A 21,756-nucleotide genomic window follows, 5' to 3' on the forward strand; every position below is an offset into this window, starting at 1 on the left:
AGTCGCCTAGCTGTAAATGCGCGGCTTCTCCCAGAATGGACTTGCACCATGCAAGGTACGCTCCAAACCTTGCGACTCACGCCGTACAATATCCATAACTATCGTCCCCAGAAAGCCCGCGCAGCCGAAAATGTCTTCGAACTCCTTCCAGACCCGCTACTCCCGCATCCACAACATGCGATCGCTTTTCAGCTTATTTTCGAGCGACTTAGCCATCGATCTCGGGACCGCCAACACCCTTGTCTTCGCCCATAACAAGGGCATCATCGTCAATGAGCCCTCCATTATCGCCGTCAACAAGGTGACCAATGAGGTCGAGGCTGTCGGCAAAGAAGCCAAAGAGATGCTCGGGAGGACGCCCGGCAACATCGTGGCGATCAAGCCCATGAAAGATGGCGTAATCGCCGACTTCCGGCATACCGAAAAGATGCTGAACTACTTCATCCAGAAGGCGCACAACCGCAAGATGATGGTTCATCCGCGGATTGTGATTGGTGTCCCCTCTGAGATCACCCAGGTGGAAAAACGCGCCGTTATGGACTCGGCATATCGTGCCAAAGCCTCCGAGGTTCATCTGGTGGAGCAGGCTATGGTGGCCGCCATCGGCGCGGGCCTACCGATTACCGAACCCGGCGGAAACATGGTCGTCGACATCGGCGGCGGAACCACAGATATCGCCGTTATCTCGCTGGCTGGAATCGTCTATTCACGATCTGTCCGCATGGCCGGAAATCAGATGGACGAGTCGGTCATTACTTACCTCAAGCGTAAGTACAACCTGCTGATCGGCGAGCGCACTGGGGAACAGATCAAGATGCAGCTCGGTTCGGCTTATCCGCTCGATAAGCCGCTCTCGATGGAGGTCAAGGGCCGCAACCTGATCGAAGGCGTGCCGAAGACCATTACCATCGATGACTCCGAGATCCGCGAGGCACTCTCGGAATGCATTTCGACCATCATCAACGCTATCCGGGTAGCCCTGGAGCGTACCCCGCCTGAGCTCTCCGCCGATATCTCTGACCGTGGCATCGTCCTGACCGGCGGCGGAGCGCTGATCAAGAATCTCGACAAGCGTATTCGCGAAGAGACCGGCCTTCCCGTCTCCATCGCCGACGATCCGCTGGCATCGGTCGTGCTCGGAACCGGGAAGATGCTCTCCGACTTCAATCTGCTGCGAAAGATCTCGATCGACTAATCCGCGCTTTTCTCACCAAAGAGGCCCGGCCTATGGCCGGGCCTCTTTGCGTCCGCGGAGACTTACAAGATCGCGGCGAAATCTCAAAAACTAAATGATTTCAGCAAGATACATGGGTAACAACTGCTGCAGTACGGCCAGAGAGCCTCAGCTTCACAGCGGTTGAAGCCTGCATTCAGATGCAGCCTAAATTTCGAGCCGCAGACCAGGAGCATCCCACATGCCAAACGCTGAGAGTCCATACCTGCCAACAAGGCTGCGATCGCTTTTCCCCCTCCCATGCTGTTTAGAACTAATGCGTCAGGCTGACCCGTACTCTTCCGATCTTGCGGTCGGTTGAAGAAAGCACCTCAACCCGCAATCCATCCTGCTCCACGACCTCTCCCGGCATCGGGATGTGGCCCGCCATCTCCGATACCAGGCCTCCTACTGTCGTGGATTCGTACTCGTCGAGCACGAGGGGGAGTTCTTTTTCTTCTTCCTGTTCCTTGAGATCCTCCGGAGTCTCTCCATCCTCTGCAGGGCGACTGGGTGTCTGCTCCATCTGTTCGGAGAAGAGCTCCTTCAACCGTGACAGCTCAAAGCTGCCCGGCACAATGAAGGAACCGTCGACTCCGCGCACGGGAGATTCGTCCGGTTCGGGTTCATCGTGTTCGTCCGCAATCTCCCCAACGATTGCTTCCAGCAGGTCTTCGATCGTTACCAGTCCGGCGACTCCCCCATACTCATCGATGACGATGCGCATATGCTGCTTTTCCCGCTGCATCTCGCGCAGCAGTTCAGCAACCATCTTCGTCTCGGGAACGAAAGCGGCGGGCCGCTGGATCTGCGCCACAGTGCGAGTTCCGGCCTCGATATCCAGCACCTTCAGCAGGTCATGAGCGAAGGCAATCCCGGTAACGTGGTCGAGAGAGTCTGAATAAACCGGAACTCTTGAGAAGGCGTGTTCGTTGATCTCCGCAGTAAACTCGCGCAGCGTAAGAGTGCCGGGAACGGCAAATATCTCCGGCCGAGGGGTCATCACCTCGCGCACGACCTTGTCGCCAAACTCGACGGCGGATCGGACAAGATCACGGTCCGACTCCTCGAGGATACCTTCTTCTTCGCCCGCCTCCAGCAGCGCTTCCATCGCCTCAGACGGATGCTCTTCCTCCGCCTCATCCTCCGGCTCGGCAAGCGCAGCGATCGACAGCAAAAGCTGCAGGACGATCGTGACCGGCAGAATCAGATAGAAAAATGCCTGTAAAACGAAGGTTATGCGCCGAATCCACAGCCCACGAGTTCTCGCAAATAACACCTGCGGGATCAGGCGGTCGCAAACCAAGATCAGGAGGATCAGTTCAGCGACTGCACGGGCCACGGCACCGCCGCTCGGCGTTTCAACCCGGGCGTTAGTGACCTGATAAAGATGAAGCCCCCAGAACAATGCCATTGCCGCCAGGGATAGCTGGCGAAGTACCGACGCAGAAAGCGCGATCGACTCCCGACCCAGACGAAGCCTTGGCTCAATGGTCTCTTCCCATGCGTCGATATTGTCCTGGTACTCTCGCGCCAGAAACTTCCCCATCTCCGAGTACACCCGGTCAACATAGGAAGCGAGGGCGAGAACAATGAGAAGAACGCCCAGGGTGACGCCATAGATCACATCGGTCCAGTTCATTACGAGCGTCTCCGCGGAGAAACAGCAGAACGCATCCGGGAAGGAGGCCGGGAGACCCGTTCGATGAGGCTCCCCGGCAGCTTCAGTTCCGTTCTCAGTTCCGCCTCGCGCTCTGCCATCTCACCGGCATCCACCTCATGGTCCATTCCAGATAGATGCAGCAGACCGTGCAGCAGCAGAATGCGGATCTCTTCTACAAGCGAATGGCCGAAGCTCTCTGCCTGCTGCGCCGCCGTATCCAGCGAGATCGCAAGATCTCCGGCGTGCTCACCTGCAAGCTCTTCCGGCGCGGGAAAACTTAGAACATCGGTCGCTTTATTTTTCTTACGGAATGTCCGGTTAAGCCGCTTGATCTCTTCGTCTGAGGTCAGAAGCACGTCCACTTCGCCTTCCAGACCCACCATCTTCTGCGCACGACGAAGGTATCGCGTGAGACCAGGCTTAGCGGGCGCGATCGAACTGGAACGTGTACTTGGAGGCTCGATGGTGATCATCGTTCGGTGATGGTCAGCGGGCACAGGGTGCAACGCCACCAGGGCAGAACGCCTTGTATTGCGCTCTCCCCTGATGACGATAGTATCTCATTGCATTACTGCGGCTTGCCCGTACGGGGCTTGTTCTTGTCTCCCGCCATCTGCGACTCCGGCAGGACCGATTCCCCGATCGAGAGCGGCAGCTCCTGTTGGGCGCGGCTGTAGCTGTCGTAAGCCCGGACAATTCTCTGCACCAGGTGATGACGGACGACGTCCGTATCCTCGAAGTGACAGAAGCGAATACCTTCCACCCCATCCAGCACGTGCAGCGCCTCAAGCAGACCGGAGCGCTTCGGATTCGGAAGGTCCGTCTGAGTCAGGTCGCCCGTGATGACTGCCTTTGAGTTATTCCCCAGACGCGTAACGAACATCTTCATCTGCTCGGTGGTCGTGTTCTGTGCCTCGTCCATGATGACGAAGGCATCGTTCAGAGTGCGTCCTCGCATAAAGGCCAGTGGCGCAATCTCAATGACGTTCGTCTCGAGCATCTTGTCCACCTTCACCGGATCAAGCAGATCGTAGAGGGCATCGTAGAGTGGACGCAGGTACGGATCGACCTTCTCTTGTAATGAGCCCGGCAGAAAACCCAAGCGCTCTCCGGCCTCAACCGCCGGACGGACCAGAACGATCCTGCTGACCTTCTTCGCCAGCAGTGCGGAGACCGCCATGGCCACTGCAAGATAGGTTTTGCCAGTTCCTGCAGGTCCCAGGCCGAAGACCATATCGTGCTGCTCGATGGATTCGACATAGCGACGCTGATTGATGGAACGGGGCTGCACCATCCGCTTAGCCCCGGCAGAACGCTGTTTTCCGGAGTCCATGAGAGATTTGAGCGTCGCTGCCGGGTCTGACACGATCATCTTGAGCATTCCCCGCAACTCGCCATTGTGCAGGTTCACTCCTGCCTTTCGAAGCGCTTCGAAGTCTCCAAAGACACGTTCCACCCGGGCGACACTATCTGCATTGCCCGTTACGTGAACCGCATCCGACTTGAGGTCGATCGTCACGTGCAGCCCGTCTTCCAGCAGGCGTAGGTTTTCGTCGTGAGTTCCGTAGAGTGTTTCGATACCTGGGGTGATCTCAATAGCTGTTTTAATCAAGAGTGGGGCTGACCTCCGTCAGTGACAACAGGGTTATCTTCTAGATTGGATACATTGCAGGTGGCTGAGGTTGCGGAACGGCCAAAACGCGCAGACTGGGATGTCCATTCAGGCGGTGCGACCGGGTTGGCGATAGTTGCCAATCGTATGCCGAAGATGGGCACAGACTAGCCCCGCATGCCCGCATCGTCAAGGAAGTTTTCGATAAAAATGAATCTAAAGGAGTAACCAATCGGCGGGCAGACCCGGATCCCTGCCCTGAACCGCGGGAGATTGCACCCTGTCGGGAAGTTCCGGCGGTTTTGGTTGACCCGGAGGCCGATTTTCTCTAGACTTAGAGTTTGCAGGGGATGGGTCGGGCTGTGTTTCTGGCCAGCCTGAGGCCTGCACCCCAAATTTTTCCCGACACGTTCAGGGCAAGAAGAGAGCTAAAGAATGGCAAATCATGTTTCCTCGCTGAAGCGCACCCGTCAGACAGAGACCAAGACCGCGATCAACCGCGCCAATAAGAGCAAGCTGCGCGGGAGCCTGCGCACTCTGCGTGAGGCCATCGCAAAGGGCGATGCTCAGACCCTCGCGGCAGCTTACAGCTCCACCGTCTCCGTTCTCGATAAGAGCGTTCAGAAGGGCATCCTCCACAAGAACACCGCCAGCCGCTACAAGTCCCGCCTCAACGCCCGTGTTAAGGCCGTGGTCGCTCCCAAGGCTGCCTAATCGCCCCTTTTCGAACTTTGTAGAAGATCAGAGAGGCCAGCTTTATGCTGGCCTTTTTCCTTTGTCATCGAGGGTCATCTCGGTGAGCAGGATCATTCCCGTGCTTTTCTCCCGGCGCATAAAGCGTGGGAGGACGTCGAGGCTGGTCCGGCGTAGCGTCACCCTGGATGTCACTCGGCTTCTGCTCCGCTGGAGCCTGCTGGGATGCGCTGGTTGACGATGTTTGCGCCTCCGCCTTCGGACCTGCATCGGCGACGGGAGCGGGTGGTGTCGGCGTCGAGCCAGCAACAGAGGCGCTCGAGGAGCTCGCGTCTGCTGCTGCCGGTGCTGGCTGTTCTCTGGTCCCGGCAGGCGGTGTCGATGGATCGGACCGCTCTGGAGATCCCGTAGAGTCGCCGTTGCCGGACGACAGCACCATGGAAGGATCGCCATCGATCTGTGGAGCGGAGGCCTCCGCCATTTGGACCGCCTTACGCTCCTCCTTGGTCAGCTCAGGCAGTCTGTAGACCTCCAGGGCATCACTCCGGACAACCGCCAGGCTTAGGCCATCCGGAGATAAAGAAAAGTTCTGGCCGGCACGGGCGATTGGCGCCGCATCCACGTGAAGCAGCTGCCGCCCGCTGTCTGTCTGATAGACCGTGATCTCCTGCCCACCGAACATATCCGGACTGAACGAATCTGAGTCAACGAGAGAAGAACGGGTCAGCACCCTGCTCATAGCAAAGCGACCACTGCCGGGAGCGTACGAGAAGGAGGGCGACACATAATTCTCTGTCATGGTCTGCTCCCACATCTCCTCGCCTCTCAGATTGAATGCGCCTAAAATCTGCGGAGTGTGGCTCAGATGACACCCAAACGCAATGAACTCGCTGCGACTGACCAGCATCGGTGAGGGGCGGCACGTCGAATCGAACGCGGCCAGCTCTTTAATCTTTCCTCCATAGCTTCGGAAATCGAAGCTCCAGTGCTGACGGCCGTCGTCAAGAATTGCGATATATCCCGCCGAATTTGCCGGGATCCGTCCCGTCACTCGCGATCGTAGAGCGCCTGAGGCATGAACATCGATGTCAGCCCCATTCAGGCTGATCAAACGGAAGAAATTGATCTGAACCGGCTTATCCTCCTCTCTCGGCTGATCTCCCAGCACTTGGTCGGAGGGCCGCGGATCCATCGTCTCGAGGATCATCAGATCGGCGTCCGGAGACAGCAACACCCCTCCGATACGTCGCTCCGTTCTGATGAACGGGCGCTGCGCGAAGGCATCTCCCTTCGCCAGGTTCACCATCGGCGCGAAGGTCGTCAGGGTATTACGGATTCGGAGCATGAAGCGGCCGCGTCCCAGGTTCCAGAGGTACTGACCGTGATCATGGGTCCGCCACGAGGTTCGCGCCAGAACCTTGCCCGACGGCAACTCCAGCAGGACGCCATCGACCACGCGATCCTGATCGGCCGGAGGACAGTCAGACAATCGCTTCAGCAATTTCTTGGTGCTATAGGTCAGCAGCAGGTGGTCAGAATCGACATAGTCGACGGTCAACATCGAGCTCCCCGCCAGCATGAACTGCGCCAGCGGCGGCTGGAAACCGAGCGGGTCAAGCGGAATACGAGTCGCCGGGGCAGGTCCCTTCGCCCACATACAATTCGTCACAAAAAACAGCGCTACGACGACCAGCCGAGGCCAGCGCGTCTTGCGCAATCGGGGACTCGCGAGGATGATGCAGGGAACCGGCATAACAGGCGGCGCGTATCCCGGGAAGGGATGATTGGCTACTACTGTTTCACAGACGAGTCCAACCCGCCAACGGAAGCAGCTCGACGCAGCATTCCAGGGTGATACAAAAGACAGAGGTTCAACCGGAAACACGAGGAAAAGCAATGAAGAAAGTACAAGCAGTTAAGCCCGGTCCCGGGCAAAGGCTGGTCTTTGCCATGGCGACGCTCTTGCTTGCAACTGCGGCTGGCGCCCAGACTCCCGCACCAAACGCTACCGACAACAAGTCAGCCAAGCCCGCCGAGATCTACAAACCGATTCCCGGATTCGATGCCTCTTCCCTCGATACCTCCGTCGACCCTTGCAACGACTTCTACAAGTTCGCCTGCGGAAAGTTTGCTGCCAACCATCCCATTCCGTCCGATCAGCCCGAAGTTGACCAGTTTTACGCTCTCTATAACGTCAATACCCAGTCGCTGAACGGCATTCTCACAAAAGCGTCAGCCGCTGGGTCGGGCCGTGCTCCCAATGAGCAGAAGATCGGGGATTACTACAAGAGCTGCATGGATGCGGATGTTATCGAGTCCAAAGGGCTGGCCCCGCTTCGGCCTCTACTCGAAAAGATCGACAGTCTGCAATCGGTCAGCGACATCGCTCCCCTGATCGGCGAGCTTCAGCGTAATGGCATCGACGTCTTCTTCGGCTATGGCGAGCAGCAGGATTTCAAAGACGCAAGCAAGCAGATCGCCTTCATCGATCAAGGCGGCCTCGGGCTGCCCGAGCGCGACTACTATTTCCGCACCGGAGCCAAGGACGAGACCGTCCGTAAACAGTACGTTGAGCATGTGGCGAAGATGCTGACGCTTGCAGGCACCCCGGCGGAAAAAGCAAGGAAAGATGCAGACGCCGTCATGGCCTTCGAGACCACGCTCGCCAAATCCTCGATGCCGATCACCGATCGCCGCGATCCGGAGAAGGTCTATCATCTGCAGACTCTCGCCACCTTCAACCAGACCGTCGATGCGGACTCCTTCGACGAATTTCGCAAGGCAATTCGCTCGCCTCAGATCAGCGAGATCAACAACGCAAATCCGGAGTTCATCACCACTCTGATGGCGACCCTCAGAAGCGCGGATCTGGACACCCTCAAGGCGTACATGCGCTATCACCTGCTAACCGGCGCTGCCAATCGTCTGCCGAAGCGTTTCGACGACGAGAACTTCGATTTCTACGGACGCATCCTGACCGGTCAACCCGAACAGAGTCCCCGCTGGAAGCGATGCTCAAATGCAGTTAATGGAGCGCTGGGCGAAGCTCTGGGGCAGGTCTACGTGGAGCAGTACTTCGCGGGAGACAGCAAGGCCAAGATGCTCGAGATGGTTCACGACATCGAAAGCGCCATGCAGCGCGATATCCAGCAGATCGACTGGATGTCCCCGGCCACGAAGGTCAAGGCAGAAGAGAAGCTGCATGGCATCGCCAACAAAATCGGCTATCCCGACAAATGGCGTGATTACACCACGCTCGCGATCAAGGGAGACGATGCTCTTGGAAACAAGTTCCGCGCGAATGCCTTTGAGAACGACCGGCAGCTTAACAAGATCGGAAAGCCTGTCGATCACAGCGAGTGGGGCATGACGCCTCCAACGGTGAACGCCTACTACGACCCCAGTATGAACGACATCAACTTCCCTGCCGGAATTCTGCAGCCCGCCTTCTACGACCAGAGGCAGGATGATTCCGTGAACTACGGTCACATCGGCGCAGTCATCGGCCACGAGCTGACCCACGGCTTCGATGATCAGGGCCGCAAGTTCGACGCCAAGGGGAACATGGAAGACTGGTGGACTCCCGAAGACGCAAAGAAGTTCGAGGCCCGGACAGATTGCCTTGTAAACGAGTACGGCTCCTTCACCGCAGTTGACGATGTAAAGGTCAACGGCAAATTGACTCTGGGCGAGAACACAGCCGATAACGGAGGCCTCTTACTGGCTTACCTGGCTTATCTCGAGCGGGCAAAGACCGACAAGATCGACCTCAACGCCAAGGTCAACGGATACACAGCTCCGCAGCGGTTCTATATCGCCTACGCGCAGAACTGGTGTGAGAACTCCCGGCCGGAGGTCATCCGCCAGCAGGTATTGACCGATCCACACTCGCCAGATCACTTCCGGGCCAACGGAGCGATCGTCAACCAGCCTGGCTTTGCAGGGGCCTTCGGATGCAAGAAGAGTTCCCCCATGGTTCCCGCAAATAGCTGTCGCGTCTGGTAGACGTCACTCATCACCGGGATCCGCTAACCGTCACGAATCGCTCGAAAAGAAAGCGCCGCATCTGCGGCGCTTCTTCCTTTGTGCGACAGTGAAGATATGCCCGTCCCAATAAAGCACCGCGCCTTTGGGTTCCTGTCGTGTGCGCTTGCGAGCTCCTTGTGGGGCTGCGGCTTCTTCTTCGGCAAAATCGCCATGGCGGAGATGTCCTTCGCTCACATGGTGTTCTACCGCTTCCTCTTCGCCATCCTGGTCCTGCTACCGCTGCTGGCCACCCACCGGCCGAGACTCAACCGCTCGGAGTGGGGCACCCTGGCTCTCGCTTCGTTTCTCGGGGTTCCGGTTCAGTTCCTCATTCAGTTCTACGGGCTTTCGTTGACGACCGTCTCGCACGCGGCCCTGATGGTCGGAACCATGCCCGTTATCCTCGCCGTCGGCGCCACGCTCTTCGCACATGAGCGGCTCGACGTGATTGGATGGATCGCTCTCGCCGGGTCAACTACGGGAGCTGCGCTCATTGCGCTGGGCCATCACAGCAAAGGTGCAGGTCAACCTTCGCTCGCAGGGGATCTTCTGGTTGTACTCTCGCTGGCGATCGCCCTGGGCTGGATTTTGCTCAACAAGCGTCTGATGGATCGCCACTCTCCTGTCGTCGTCACGGCCTATGGCATCCTGCTCGGAACGGTAATGCTCTCCATCTGGGTGCCGTTGCGCTATGGCCTCCCTCCTGTCTCGCATGTTTCGACCAAGGCATGGCTCGCGTTGGCAGCCAGCGGAGTTCTCTGTACCGCCACCACGACGCTGCTGTGGAACTGGGGAATGACTCAGGTTCCGGCATCGCAGGCCGGCGTGCTGCTCAACATGGAACCATTGATCGGAAGCCTGCTCGGGGTCTTCGTCCTGGGCGAACACCTCGGCCCCACAGCATGGACTGGAGGCTGCATGATCCTGGCAGCGGCCTTCACCTTGACGACACGTTCAAAGGCTCACGTGCTCGAACATCAGCCCGCAGCCTGACTACGAACGATCGAGGCTAAACTCTCTCCAGATGCACTGGTACCTTCGATGGTCTTCGGCGCTGCGGCGCCTGCACTGGGAGCGCGGTCTGCGCGCCGGAATCGCTGTTATGGCCGCGATGGTCGTCTGTCGCGCCCTGGGCAAGCCCATGGGATGGGCGGCGCTAGGCGGGTTCGAGGCCATTCTGGTGGACAACGGGGGCCCTTACCGCAGCCGCCTGACCACCATGCTGACCGTTCTGGTAGGGGGCGCCATCGCCTGCGTCGTCGCTACCCTGTCCAGTACACCGTTGTGGCTGGCGGTGCTGGTCACTGCGGCCTTCTGTTTCGTCGCGACATTTGGTCGCGTGCTCGCCAATCAGATCGCCTCCACCTCCGTGATCATTCTCGTGCTTTACTTCGCGGGCTATGGCGGAGAAGACCACTCCCTCTACGGTGCGCTGGGCAACGCGCTGCTGTACGTGCTGGGAGGCTTGTGGGCTGCCGGACTCAGCCTCGTGCTCTGGCCGCTCGATCCCTTCCGTCCTGCCAGGCTGGGTGTGTCCAGGTGCTACAACCTGCTGGCGGAGTTCACCTCGCAGGTCCGCGCAACCCCGCCCGCCAGCAGCGACCGGCAGGCGGAGAGAGATCGCATGCACGAGCTGCAGCGGCATATGCGGCTGAGCATCGAGTCAGCGCGAGCATCGATCGGATCAACCCGCGCCCGCATTACCGCGAGAACGCTGCGCGCCCGCTCGCTGGCCGTCCTTCTGGAGACTGCAGACCTGCTCTTCGCAGGAACGATTCGCTGGACGGAGCTGCTGGAGTCTAGCTCCGACGCCCGCGCCCAGGCAGCTATAGCCGAGGCCTTGATGTGGCTGGAGCAGGCCGAAGCGACCATCGCCACTGCTCTTACACAGCGACCGGCAGATGGTGCAGCGTCGTTCGCTCCTGAGGGATCGCACTCCACCCAGCATCTTCGTAAGCGCGAAGCAGCCATCCAGGCCCTCGAATCCTCCTCAACGCCCCTCGATCCGCTCATCCGGCACCTCGTCCAGGAGGAGCGTGACATGCTTCTCAACGTCGAGGTGGCGTTCGAAGCGATCCAGACACTATGGAGCGGCGCGGAAGCCCCGACGACTCTCGAAAGCTCAAGCCAGGAGATCAGGCGATCGCTGCTGGCAAGACAGGCGCAACCAGCGTCCGGCACCGGCTTGCAGTCGATGCTGGAGGCCGCGCGGGCAAACTGGACGACCCGCTCCATCATGATGCGGCACGCTCTGCGCATGCTCATCGTCGGTGCGGTAGATGTGCTGCTGATGAAGATGGTCCACGTCAGCCACGGCGGATGGCTGGCGATGACCTCGATCATCGTGCTGCAGCCGACAAACTCGGGAACGCTGCGCCGCGGCTTGCAACGCGTCGGAGGCACCATTGCCGGTGGAGTGCTTGCGGCGATTCTGGCCGCGGCGATTCACAGCCAGGAAGGCATCATTGCGGTCATTACGGTCACGAGCATTTTGACGCTCGCAACGTATGCGATCGACTACGGCTGGTATGCGTTCTTTCTGACGCCGACCTTCGTTCTGCTGAGTCTGCCGCATCTGCGAGACTGGCACTTCGCGGGGGTCCGCATCGGAAACACCGTTCTGGGCGCCGCGGTTGCGGTGCTGGCGATGCGGCTGCTCTGGCCGGAGCGCGAGCAGCTCGAGATCAACCGCCTGCTTGTACGTGGAGCGCACGCCGATGCCGAGTACGTTCGCGCGATGCTTGGCTTCTGGAGCACGGTCGGGAACGCGTCTGCCGAGACCGCTCGCATCGATGCTGACCGCACGCTGCTTGCACCGGCGCGTCGTGCATGCGGTCTTGCGATCAACGATGCGGAGGAGGCTCTTGATCGCATCATGCTCGAACCGCAGGTCCCGCTCTCGAAGGGTCGTGAGTGGGAGCCTACGCTAACCTTCGTCACCTATCTGCGCCGTATGACGCGGGCTGTCACGACGCTCGCTTCGCTCGGCTGCGATGATGACGATCTTCGTTCCCGCGCGGAGCGAGTTGCCCTTCGGATGGAGAGACTTGCCAGCAGCATGAATGCTGCTCTCGATCAAAAGGCCAGCTCCTTGCCTGCAGAGACAGAGCCGGCTGATTCACCGGTCGCTCCGCTGGGCGAGGACACTCCGGCCGAACATCAACTGCGGCGGCTGGAGCGGCAGGCCGGAGTGCTGGAACGGACAGCAAAGATCCTGATGGAGCAGAACCGGTAGCCTCAGGAGGCGAGGCTCTTGCGTGAGAGCGAGCGGGTGGTCCGGCTCCAGACGGTGGTGAGGGAGATCCCGGCGACGACCAGGCCGGCGCAGAGGCCGATCCAGAGTCCCAGAGCGCCATAGTGGAGGCGAAAGCCGAGCCAGCTGCCGATGGGCAGACCGATGATCCAGTAGCCGATAATTTGGACGATCAGACCTGCATGCGTGTTCCCTGCCCCGCGGAGGGCTCCGGTGGCGGTGATCTGGAGGCCGTCGAAGAACTGAAATGCGGCGGCGACGAACAGGAGAGGGACCGTCGCGGCGATGACGCCCTGATCGGGAGTGAAGGCTCGCGCGATGGGGCGAGCGAAGACACTGAGGATGATGGAGCACGTGGCCATGCAGGCGGCTCCCAGCAGGATGGCGGTCCATCCGGCGCCGGCGGCCTCGCGTGGAGCTTCGCGGCCGATGGCTTGTCCGACGCGGACGGCCGCGGCAGCCGAGATGGCGAAGGGCACCATGAAGGTGAAGCTGGCGCAGTTGAGCGCGATCTCGTGTCCGGCCAGCGGAAGCGGCCCCATCGTTCCGATGAGGAAGGTGACGGTGCCGAAGATGGCGATCTCGACGAAGATCTGGCCTCCGGCAGGAGCGCCAAGCAGGGTAAGGCGTTTGAGGCGGCCGGTCTCGATGTGCCGGAGCATGGAACGAAGGCCGTAGTTGTGTTTGTGCTCCACGTGCCAGATGGCGGCGATGAGGAAGAGCGCGAGGTAGGTTCGCGAGAGCGAGGTCGCGAGGCCCGAGCCGACGATGCCGAGGGCAGGAATCCGGATCGGCCCCCAGTGGTGGCCGTAGATCAGGACCCAGTTGCCGAGGACGTTGCACAGGTTGGCCGTGACCAGGGCGAAGGCGATGGGGCGGACATGGTTGAAGGCCTGCAGGTAGCGGCGCAGGGTGAAGTAGAGAAAGAGGGTCGGCGTTCCCCAATTGAGGGCGTGGAGGAAGCGGACGGCTCCGTCCATGACCTGCGGGTTGATGGGCATGCGGCGCATAGCCAGCGGGGCCAGTTCCACGAGTGCGAAGAGCGAGGCGGCGAGGACGGCGGCGAGGATGAGGCCGTGGTAGAGCCAGCGGTTGGCCTCATCATAGCGGCCGGCGCCGTGCGATTGCGAGAGGAAGGTGTCGAGCGAGAGCAGGACTCCGGCGATCCCGAAGGCGAGGGTGTTGTAGAGCACCTGGCCGAGGGCGGCGGAGGCGATGTTGACTGCCGCCCTGTCCATGTGGCCGACCATCATCGTGTCGACGATTCCCATCGACATCCAGCCGAGCTCGGCGGCGATGAGAGGGAGGGCGAGGACCAGCATGTGGCGGATCTGCTGGCGAACTGTCATACTCCCCTCCCCCCACTTTTTGCACAAAGTATTCCAATGATTAGACTTAGGTCCGGACCTTTTGATTGGAGGCTCGTCGATTGGCCCGAGGATTGCGCCTTGGACGGTCTGGTGCTTTCGATGCCCGGAGACAGAAAAGCCCCGGAAGGCCGGGGCTTCGCGCTGCTTTCATTATATCCCTCGCGGGGAAGGCGTTCGGCGAAAGCAAGCTATTGTTTATCAGCGAGATAAGTGATGAAGGGGCTTGACAGGAATTCACAAGTTGCGAGGCTCAGCCGTGTCGGCGCCCGCCGAGACGGTCAATACGGACAGATCGTGACGGCTCAGACGCGATACAAGGATTCTTTACTTCTCTCAAAATCCCGTTTGCGGGTTTGTGCGCGAGCTTCGGTGCCGTGGGGGAACGGGCGATCACCAGGCGGTCGGGGGCAAGATATCTCATTCGTGCAGCACATTCATAGAGACTTAACATTTGGTGATGCCCGGCTCCCTAGACTTTCAGATATGCACAATGAACCTTTGAAGTACAGCTTTACCCCTGGTCAGCAGGATGGAACGACTATCTTGAAGCTCGACGGACCATTGACGCTGTCGAGTATGTTTGCTCTACAAGACGAGCTGCGAACGATGAAGCCGCAATTTCTGATCGTCGACCTGAGCGATTCTCCTTACATGGACTCAGCCGGGCTGGGACTGGTCATGAACACCTATGTATCGGCAGAGCACAACGGGAGAAAGCTGGTACTTGCAGGGACGAGCGCGCGGATTCGCGCCTTACTGGAGATGACAAAGGTCGACGGTGTGCTGAAGAACTACAACACGGTGGAAGAGGCAGAGGCAAGCCTGTAACGTTCTTCCAGCCGAACGGAAGGCCAGAAGAGCGGCTTCCCATTCCGCTGAAGATTCGGAAAGGCGCAGATCAATTCCCACAAGCCGACTTATGAGGACTAAGCTTCTAAGTACGAGCAGATGCGGACCCCGACCATCTACGAAGATGCAATCAGCCGCCCGGACCTATTCCGGTGGTTCGGGATCGATCTGACCCTATTCGAGGGTTGGTTGGCAAAGCTTCCGTTTCGTGCTCATCCCGGTTTGGTTGACTTCTGGCGCAGGACGGGAGGGGGCGACATCTTCGAATCAGAAACGTTGCTAGGGCCTCTCGTAGTTGATGAAACCGACAGTGTTCTCAAGATGAACGAATACCACTGGAGCAAAGGCTTGCCGCATAGGCTTCTCATCTTCCATGTCGGTGGGTACGTGTCTGCTTCATCGATGGACCGAGATCTGTTGGTTACGTTAGACCCTGATTCGTACCGAGTGACTGGGAGCTTCGACAGCTTCACCGGTTGGTATCAGAACGCCTTGCGATCAGAGTATGCAGCACGGTACGGTGTATAAGAAGCACCAACCGCCACCTATCGACCTAAGGCCTGATGGCTGAGCGGATCGCTCCTGATAAATGCCGTTTCCGGAAGCAGTATATCGCTGACGAGAAGCCGACTTCCCGTTACTAATCCGTTCCTGCTTGATCGAGGCAGGGCCGTTCGATACAGCACGAAGGACGACGGGCGAACCGACCACTTAGAAACATCTAGTTAGGGTTTAGCTGGTGGCGCTACATGGACAACGGTTCCGTGTTGCGTCTTGCAGTCCGTCAGTGTGTAGTTCAACCTCATCTTGTTTTGTTCTGAGGCCACCTCCACGTGCTGTGGAAGCTGAAATCCGTCGACGACCTGGTATGTGTAGGTGAAGCGGGCAACTCCTGCGTGGTCCGTATTCGTGGAGGACGCGGCCAGAACCAGACCGTTTGGCGCATCCGCAAAGTTGGTCGTGATTTCTATGTGCTGCGACGTATCGATAGTGCCGCTCAAAAGGTGCAGATCGTGGTCAAGAATGAGTTTGCCCGTTATGCCCCTACCATCCATCGAGAGGTTGTAGCCAGTTGCCGTCTTTTCAAATTGATAGTTGGTTGGTGCAATAGGAAGCACCTCTCCATAGGCGTATGGCACCCAGTTGCTAAGACCCGTTTGCATGAGAGAGCGGTTCGACTCTTCAAGCTGCGCAGCGACGGGTAATTGGCTGAAGTCTGGAAGCTTGGGCTGAACTGAGAGGGTCGCACCCGAATGATCAACAAACACTCGATATCTAATCGGCTCTAGAAGTTGTGCGATCGGACTGTCGGTTCGAGCCGCGTCACCAAAGTTGCTCTTGAGATGTTCAGCAAAGTCGAAGTCAATCGCACAAGAGAAGCTAATGAGACCCATCTGGAAAGGTGTGTCATAGAGCGCCTTAGTTTTTGCGAGCAGGGCCTCGGCATCACTAGGCGATTTTGCAGTCTTTGGAGTTACCTTCACAGATTGACTGTACGAGGAGACGCACGAAATCCCGAGAATAGCGATCATGACAGAACGGCGCATGACATATGCTACCGCGCGACGCCTAGTTCGGCATCCGGGCTGATGACGAGATTTGCGAGTCAGGGATCAGTCCTCATAAACGCGTTTTCCGGAAGCAGGATATTGCTGACGAGAAGCCAACTTACCGTTGCCAATCAAGGTGTGAGCATCACCCCGTAAGCCGCTGGTGCACTCACAGGATTGGCAAAACGTGTGGTTTAGGCGATGAGCGGCAATCATGAGTCCACTTCCGCAGAAGGTGATCGCGACCTCCACCGCGTGGGAAGGAAGCTTGTCTCCGAACCAGGCTGCTCCGGCAATGCAACTGAGACCGGTAAGCATGAGGAAGAGCACGGTGGTGCGACGGTGTTTGCGGAATCCGAGGAGCAACGCAACTGTGCCAAAGAGCGCAACCAGCAAAGCCAGTGTGCGGTGGACACGTTCTTCCGCAGACAGGAAGTGCGCCAGGACTGCGGAGAACGAAAGCAGCAAGGGCGTGAGCAGGCAGTGAACGACGCAAAGCGCCGATGTCCAAACACCCATCCTGTCGGCCCACTGACGCGAGCCGGTCGTAGCATCTGTGATAGCAGGAGTCATCCTGATCAGACTATTGCGAACTGGTCCGCATTTGCAATCAGCAACAACCGCAGGCGTGCCCGTGTCTGGCTCTCTTCGCCTCCATAATCAGGATCGGCACAGCAGCGAGGGCCGCGACTGAATCAACCCAATGCAGGCTGAAGATCGACCGTAAAAGCAGACCACCGAGAGTAAGCGCAGCGAGGTAAGCGCAGGTTGCCGATTGCACCGCATCGGCACGCAATGCGCTGTTCCCGATACGCTCCGCTTCTTGACGTTTCATGCGTGCGAGGATGGGCATGAGCAGCAGTGCTCCTGTTGTGATGGCTATGCCGAGGCGACTTGTATCCGCCTCGGCATGCCTAAACAGCCCAAGGAATGCTATCAACGTCACGATTACTGCAAGACCGTAGAGCAAGAGCCCGCAAAGCTTGGCCGCTCGCACCTGCGAGATACGCCACTGAGGCGCAAACTGCAGGAGCACCACCGAGGCAGAGATGAATTCGATAAGGCTGTCAGAGCCGAAGGCCAGAAGCGACACACTTCTCGCCTTCCATGCGGCGGTTAACGCAACGGAACACTCCACAGTCATCCAGCTTAGAGTCGCCCATTGGAGAAACAGGACGCGCCTGTCAGCACCACCTGGGATCGAGATCGTTTCCATTACTGATGCCTCCGTGCCAAGCCGATCAGCAGGCCAGCGGTTAAGGCAATCGATTTCTGATGACCCGCCGCGAAGCTGTACTCGTACGCCGGTTCCAGAAACCAGCCGAAGCGATGTCTGCCAGTCGGCCAGAACATAAAGTCTACCGCGACCTCCCCCGAGAACGAATCCCTCGTTTTTCCATTCTGTGTGAGACGAGCCCATCCCGGTCCGACGCCGATCATGAACTCGGCTTTGTTCGTGAGGGTCCAGGGTTTCTTGAAGAGAAAGTCGGCATCCCATTCCGTCGAGTTTCGAGTGTAGAAAGGGGTGATTCCGGCTTCCAGTTCAAGCCAGTTCTCGATGGGGGTGGTTTCGGCAGCTAAGCTGGGCGCGAACGTCGCAGCACCTCCTGAAGTGGTCCAGTTCGAAGCCGCGCCGAGCTCGAGTATCACTTTCGGATCATCGTCGATCCGGGAAGCGTGGAAAGAGATGTCTTTGGGAGAGGTCTGCCCGCGAAGAGGCAAGGACAGACACAGGCATAAGCACGCTGCTAGGCGCGTGAAGGTAGACAGTCGCATAAGGGATCTCCAGGGTGGGTTGTACTTGTCCGCGCAGGTCAGCACGGAGCCCGACAAACTACGAGAGGAGAGCGATGCGAGGTGGTCGAAAAACAAAGGAGCGCTGCCCCACAGGGGGGACTAACGCCTGTGGAGGCTCTTCCGCGGGAACGGCCTCTACACATCTAAGAGCGGAACCCGTGGTCAACAGTGCATGGAGCCCACAGCAGCCGCAGAGGCCATTGCAACTGTCCGGCGTTACAGGGACGTGATGGTGAACGAGGGCCTGGGAGGACGAGCGAACGAGAGAGATACGGTCACATGCCTCGCAATACGGCGGATCCACAGTGAGACATGCCAGAATCGCGCACAGCAGCCACACCAGGAAAAGGGTTCGTGATGTGTGATGCGTGGACACCTTCGGAGAATATACGACGTTGAGTGAGATGGGAATTCCGCCGTCCAGTCGGACTGGCGGGACCATTTTCGGTACCGAGAAACGCCGTTATCGCCACTGGTGGTTGCTACCTGCCATTACAAACTCACTTTTGTGAGACGCGCTCGCTGACATTGGTCGCTGTACTTCATCGGTTTCGTATTGCGCTCAGCTGAGTTCTTGCGCGAGTCCGATGAGAAGCTCTTCAGGCCCGCGGATGTAGCAGAGCCGATAGGAGTCCTGATACTGGATTACCTCGCCTACGAGCTGCGCGCCGCGCTTGCGAAGTCTTTCAAGCGTGTCGTCGATATCGTCCACGGCGAACATGACGCGGAGGTAGCCCAGGGCGTTCACCGGGGCGTTGCGGTGATCCGCGACGACAGGTGGCGTGAGGAAGCGGGAGAGCTCGAGACGGCTGTGGCCGTCCGGCGTGCGCATCATGGCGATCTCGACGCGCTGATCGCCCAGTCCGGTGACCCGTCCTGCCCATTCTCCTTCGATCGTGGCCCGCCCTTCGAGCTCGAGGCCGAGTTCTCGAAAGAAATCAATTGTTCCTTCGAGGTTATCGACGACGATTCCTATGTTGTCCATCCGTTTGATGGCCATGTGTCGAGTCTAAAAGGTGTCGTCTCGTTCTAACAATGAGCCCTCCCACAACGCCAAAGCACGAGCGGCGCGGAGCCTGCCAGATCGCTCCCGAATCGCTCTCTTGGAGCGGATCACGAGCAATTCGGAAGCCTTGGGTGCAAGCAGCGGCTCCGAAACGCAGTCAATGACCATATCGGACTGGAACCGGGTCTTCACTGACTGGCGTTCCACCCTGACTTGTCAGGGCTGACTCGCAGAGCAATCCGGCAACTTACCGACTCGAGCTATTCGCTCAGCTTTTCCCAAAATCTCAAGGGCCTTACAAAAATTGTGAGTATTCCTGGTTCAGGCTTCGCTACTGCTTTGCCGCAGGTATTTGCGGTCACAATGCCGGTGCGGACCCAATCTTCGGTCGAGTATGGCGTGATATGCAGCCACGAGTACTTCTGTTGCTTAACTTGGCAGAGGACGAAACCTGCCTGAACCTTGATCTCCGGAGCGAAAGGAAAGGTTGGCGAGTGAGCCGACTCCGCCTGTAAACCTTCATCTGCCGCACCACCTGTCAACCTTAGGACACCATTCCCACTGCTGTCGATAGGAATGGAAAGGGCTTCTTTTCGTTGATTGCCAACCCAGACATTGACATATGTATTCGAAATAGGCTTCCCACTACTTCCGTTCAACAATCTGACATGTAAGGTTTGGGCATCACCTATTGCTCCTGCAGTGGCGACTAAGGCCAAGATCACAAAACGGAACTTTTTCACAGAGGTCTCCTTCCCGCATCGGATTGCAATGCTGTGAGTAACGATAAACGCCGTTGTGAGAAGAGAGACGTGTCTATAGCCGTTTCCGCAGAACCCAAGTCGTCATGCAGCGGTAGTCCTGCACGATGGTGGTCTTCAAAGGATCCACAAGTATGCTATTCATCTTCTCGGTGTACTCCATGAGCATCTCTTCATCTACCAGGAACCACACCGAACCATCGCCAATCACAAACCGGCCGCCCGGTACTCGCTCGAACTCCATGCCGATCCTCGAGCCCAGGCGACAGAACAGCATTCCTCCGGGTCTTAGAACTCTCCATAACTCTGTCAGCATCGAGCTGAAGTGCTCCTCATCTCGAGCGAAGTGAAGTACCGAATTACAAATCACAACATCGGCAAAGGCGTCCGGGAAGGGCATCCGTTCAATGCGCCCAACCTGAAAGTTGTCTGACGGGAGTCCGGTTCCGAGCGAAGCGGAAAGCTGTCGTACATGCTCAACGCCATTGCTGTCGAGATCGAGTGCAAAGACCTCGCAACGTTCGCGCAGCAGGTGTACCAGATTTCTCCCATACCCACATCCGGCATCAAGAACACGCATCCCAGGCGTAATGTTCCCTCGCAGGATCTGATCGAAAACATAGATGTCAATCTGTCCAAATTGCTCTTGAATGGTTAAGGCCATGCTTCATCATCTCAGCTTGCGAATTGTTTGCCTTGGCGGGTGGCATCGATCGCTTCCCATAAGGCGACTTATCAGGATCGTTCGTTCGTCAATAAGCACATAGGCGATGATGTGCTCATTGAGGTAGTCTGCCGCGGAAGTCGGAGAATCGCTGAAGCCCGGGCCGGAACTGGGCGGCCAAAGCCCATGTCCCGGCGCTTCGGTCAGGCTGCGGCCCGATCTTGTAGCGTACGGCGGCGCAAGCTCGCCTGAGTCACCGCCGGCGGTGCATAGAGTGCGCCCATCGGTCCGGCGTCGGTTCCGGGCGCAACAACCTCGTCGATCCGGTCCAGGATTTCGTCGTCGAGGACGACTTCTGCGCCGGCGAGCAGATCGTCCAGTTGCTGCATCGTGCGGGGGCCGAGGATCGCTGAGGTCACGCCGGGGTGGGCCATCACAAAGGCCATCGCCATGTGCGTCAGCGACAGCCCCGCCTGCTCCGCGATGGGGATGAGCCGCTCGACCGCGTCCAGATTGCGTTCATCGGACATTTGTTTGGGAAACACCTTGACGCGCAGGCTTTCCGGCAGCGCCTGGCCCTTGCGGTAGCGGCCGGTGAGCATGCCCTTTGCCAACGGGCTCCAGACCAGCGCGCCCATCCCATACTTCTGGCAGACGGGCAGAACCTCCTGCTCGATGCTGCGATTGAGGATCGAATAGGGTGGCTGCTCAGTGCGGAAACGGGCCAGGCCCCGGCGCTCCGCCACCCCTTGCGCCTCCACGATCTCGGAAGCGGGAAAAGTCGATGACCCGATGGCGCGCACCTTGCCCGCACGCATAAGGTCCGTAAGCACCGACAGCGTCTCCTCGATGTCCGTGTCGGGCGAAGGCCTGTGGATCTGGTAAAGGTCGATATGGTCGGTCTGAAGACGGCGCAGCGACGCCTCCACCGCTTGGGTGATCCAGCGGCGCGAATTGCCCTGCTGGTTCGGATCCTCGCCCATTGCGCCGTTCACCTTCGTGGCGAGCACAATATTTTGGCGACGGCCCTTCAGCGCCTTTCCGACGATCTCCTCCGACTCGCCGTTGCTATACCTATCGGCGGTGTCGACGAAGTTGATGCCGAAGTCCAAGGCCCTGTGGATGATGCGAATGCAGTCGTCGTGATCGGCGTTGGCAATGCCGCCGAACATCATCGCGCCCAAGCAATAATGGCTGACCTTGATGCCGGTCCGGCCCAGCGTGCGGTATTTCATGGCTGTGTCCCTTCGTCTGTCGGTGTGTGGCCAAAGCGGCAGTTAACGATTCGATGGTTGGGAT

General features: G+C 58.6%; 19 protein-coding genes. 6 read left to right on the top strand and 13 right to left on the bottom strand.

Annotation, left to right across the window (positions count from 1 at the left end):
- The first annotated feature begins 130 nt into the window (after nt 1-130).
- Complete coding sequence (locus JAO29_RS00715) at nt 131-1,195, top strand: rod shape-determining protein (RefSeq protein WP_130420560.1); 1,065 nt, start codon at nt 131-133, stop codon at nt 1,193-1,195.
- 292 nt (nt 1,196-1,487) lie between these two features.
- On the opposite strand, the gene JAO29_RS00720 is transcribed toward JAO29_RS00715, so the two are convergent.
- The 3 genes from JAO29_RS00720 to JAO29_RS00730 form a co-directional block, all read right to left on the bottom strand.
- Nucleotides 1,488-2,855, bottom strand: coding sequence for a hemolysin family protein (locus tag JAO29_RS00720; RefSeq protein WP_334266249.1), 1,368 nt, complete (start codon nt 2,853-2,855; stop codon nt 1,488-1,490).
- Nucleotides 2,855-3,349 carry an rRNA maturation RNase YbeY gene (gene ybeY / locus JAO29_RS00725; protein ID WP_334266250.1) on the bottom strand — a complete coding sequence of 165 codons (495 nt, stop codon included), beginning with the start codon at nt 3,347-3,349 and terminating at the stop codon, nt 2,855-2,857. The genes JAO29_RS00720 and ybeY overlap by 1 nt, the downstream gene beginning before the upstream one ends.
- A 95-nt stretch (nt 3,350-3,444) precedes the next feature.
- Nucleotides 3,445-4,488, bottom strand: coding sequence for a PhoH family protein (locus JAO29_RS00730; protein ID WP_334266251.1), 1,044 nt, complete (start codon nt 4,486-4,488; stop codon nt 3,445-3,447).
- A 435-nt stretch (nt 4,489-4,923) separates the two neighbouring features.
- On the opposite strand from JAO29_RS00730, the gene rpsT reads away from it, so the two are divergent.
- Nucleotides 4,924-5,202: a 30S ribosomal protein S20 gene (rpsT, locus tag JAO29_RS00735; RefSeq protein WP_334266252.1), complete on the top strand. Its 279-nt coding sequence runs from the start codon at nt 4,924-4,926 to the stop codon at nt 5,200-5,202.
- Nucleotides 5,203-5,266: 64 nt separating this feature from the next.
- Here the strand turns inward: rpsT and JAO29_RS00740 are convergent, their stop codons facing one another.
- A complete protein-coding gene (locus tag JAO29_RS00740) occupies nt 5,267-6,934 on the bottom strand; it encodes a hypothetical protein (protein ID WP_334266253.1) in 1,668 nt (555 codons plus the stop codon).
- A 143-nt stretch (nt 6,935-7,077) separates the two neighbouring features.
- On the opposite strand from JAO29_RS00740, the gene JAO29_RS00745 reads away from it, so the two are divergent.
- The 3 genes from JAO29_RS00745 (at nt 7,078) to JAO29_RS00755 (ending at nt 12,442) form a co-directional block, all read left to right on the top strand.
- On the top strand, nt 7,078-9,186 hold the full coding sequence (locus JAO29_RS00745) for a M13 family metallopeptidase (RefSeq protein WP_334266254.1): 2,109 nt from the start codon (nt 7,078-7,080) through the stop codon (nt 9,184-9,186).
- 96 nt (nt 9,187-9,282) lie between these two features.
- Nucleotides 9,283-10,200, top strand: a complete 918-nt coding sequence (locus JAO29_RS00750) for a DMT family transporter (RefSeq protein ID WP_334266255.1) — start codon at nt 9,283-9,285, stop codon at nt 10,198-10,200.
- A gap of 31 nt (nt 10,201-10,231) precedes the next feature.
- On the top strand, nt 10,232-12,442 hold the full coding sequence (locus JAO29_RS00755; RefSeq protein ID WP_334266256.1) for an FUSC family protein: 2,211 nt from the start codon (nt 10,232-10,234) through the stop codon (nt 12,440-12,442).
- A 2-nt stretch (nt 12,443-12,444) separates the two neighbouring features.
- On the opposite strand, the gene JAO29_RS00760 is transcribed toward JAO29_RS00755, so the two are convergent.
- On the bottom strand, nt 12,445-13,809 hold the full coding sequence (locus tag JAO29_RS00760) for an MATE family efflux transporter (protein ID WP_334266257.1): 1,365 nt from the start codon (nt 13,807-13,809) through the stop codon (nt 12,445-12,447).
- Nucleotides 13,810-14,313: 504 nt separating this feature from the next.
- Here JAO29_RS00760 and JAO29_RS00765 point away from each other — a divergent pair.
- Complete coding sequence (locus tag JAO29_RS00765; protein WP_334266258.1) at nt 14,314-14,658, top strand: STAS domain-containing protein; 345 nt, start codon at nt 14,314-14,316, stop codon at nt 14,656-14,658.
- A gap of 746 nt (nt 14,659-15,404) precedes the next feature.
- Here the strand turns inward: JAO29_RS00765 and JAO29_RS00770 are convergent.
- The 8 genes from JAO29_RS00770 to JAO29_RS00805 form a co-directional block, all read right to left on the bottom strand.
- Complete coding sequence (locus JAO29_RS00770; protein ID WP_334266259.1) at nt 15,405-16,226, bottom strand: hypothetical protein; 822 nt, start codon at nt 16,224-16,226, stop codon at nt 15,405-15,407.
- A 66-nt stretch (nt 16,227-16,292) separates the two neighbouring features.
- Nucleotides 16,293-16,802, bottom strand: a complete 510-nt coding sequence (locus JAO29_RS00775; RefSeq protein WP_334266260.1) for a MerC domain-containing protein — start codon at nt 16,800-16,802, stop codon at nt 16,293-16,295.
- Nucleotides 16,803-16,839: 37 nt separating this feature from the next.
- On the bottom strand, nt 16,840-17,445 hold the full coding sequence (locus tag JAO29_RS00780; protein ID WP_334266261.1) for a cation transporter: 606 nt from the start codon (nt 17,443-17,445) through the stop codon (nt 16,840-16,842).
- On the bottom strand, nt 17,445-18,005 hold the full coding sequence (locus JAO29_RS00785) for a hypothetical protein (protein WP_334266262.1): 561 nt from the start codon (nt 18,003-18,005) through the stop codon (nt 17,445-17,447). Before JAO29_RS00785 ends, JAO29_RS00780 begins: the two co-directional genes overlap by 1 nt.
- Nucleotides 18,006-18,588: 583 nt before the next feature.
- On the bottom strand, nt 18,589-19,026 hold the full coding sequence (locus JAO29_RS00790; RefSeq protein WP_334266263.1) for a VOC family protein: 438 nt from the start codon (nt 19,024-19,026) through the stop codon (nt 18,589-18,591).
- Nucleotides 19,027-19,292: 266 nt separating this feature from the next.
- Nucleotides 19,293-19,775 (bottom strand): hypothetical protein, encoded by a 483-nt coding sequence (locus JAO29_RS00795; RefSeq protein WP_334266264.1) that lies wholly within the window; start codon nt 19,773-19,775, stop codon nt 19,293-19,295.
- Between the two features lie 73 nt (nt 19,776-19,848).
- Nucleotides 19,849-20,457, bottom strand: coding sequence for a class I SAM-dependent methyltransferase (locus JAO29_RS00800; protein ID WP_334266265.1), 609 nt, complete (start codon nt 20,455-20,457; stop codon nt 19,849-19,851).
- Nucleotides 20,458-20,660: 203 nt separating this feature from the next.
- The gene (locus JAO29_RS00805) at nt 20,661-21,692 is read right to left on the bottom strand and encodes an aldo/keto reductase (RefSeq protein ID WP_334266266.1); all 1,032 of its coding nucleotides are present in this window, start codon (nt 21,690-21,692) and stop codon (nt 20,661-20,663) included.
- Nucleotides 21,693-21,756: the final 64 nt, after the last annotated feature.

Source organism: Edaphobacter sp. HDX4 (assembly GCF_036877565.1).
Taxonomy (GTDB): Bacteria; Acidobacteriota; Terriglobia; order Terriglobales; family Acidobacteriaceae; genus Edaphobacter.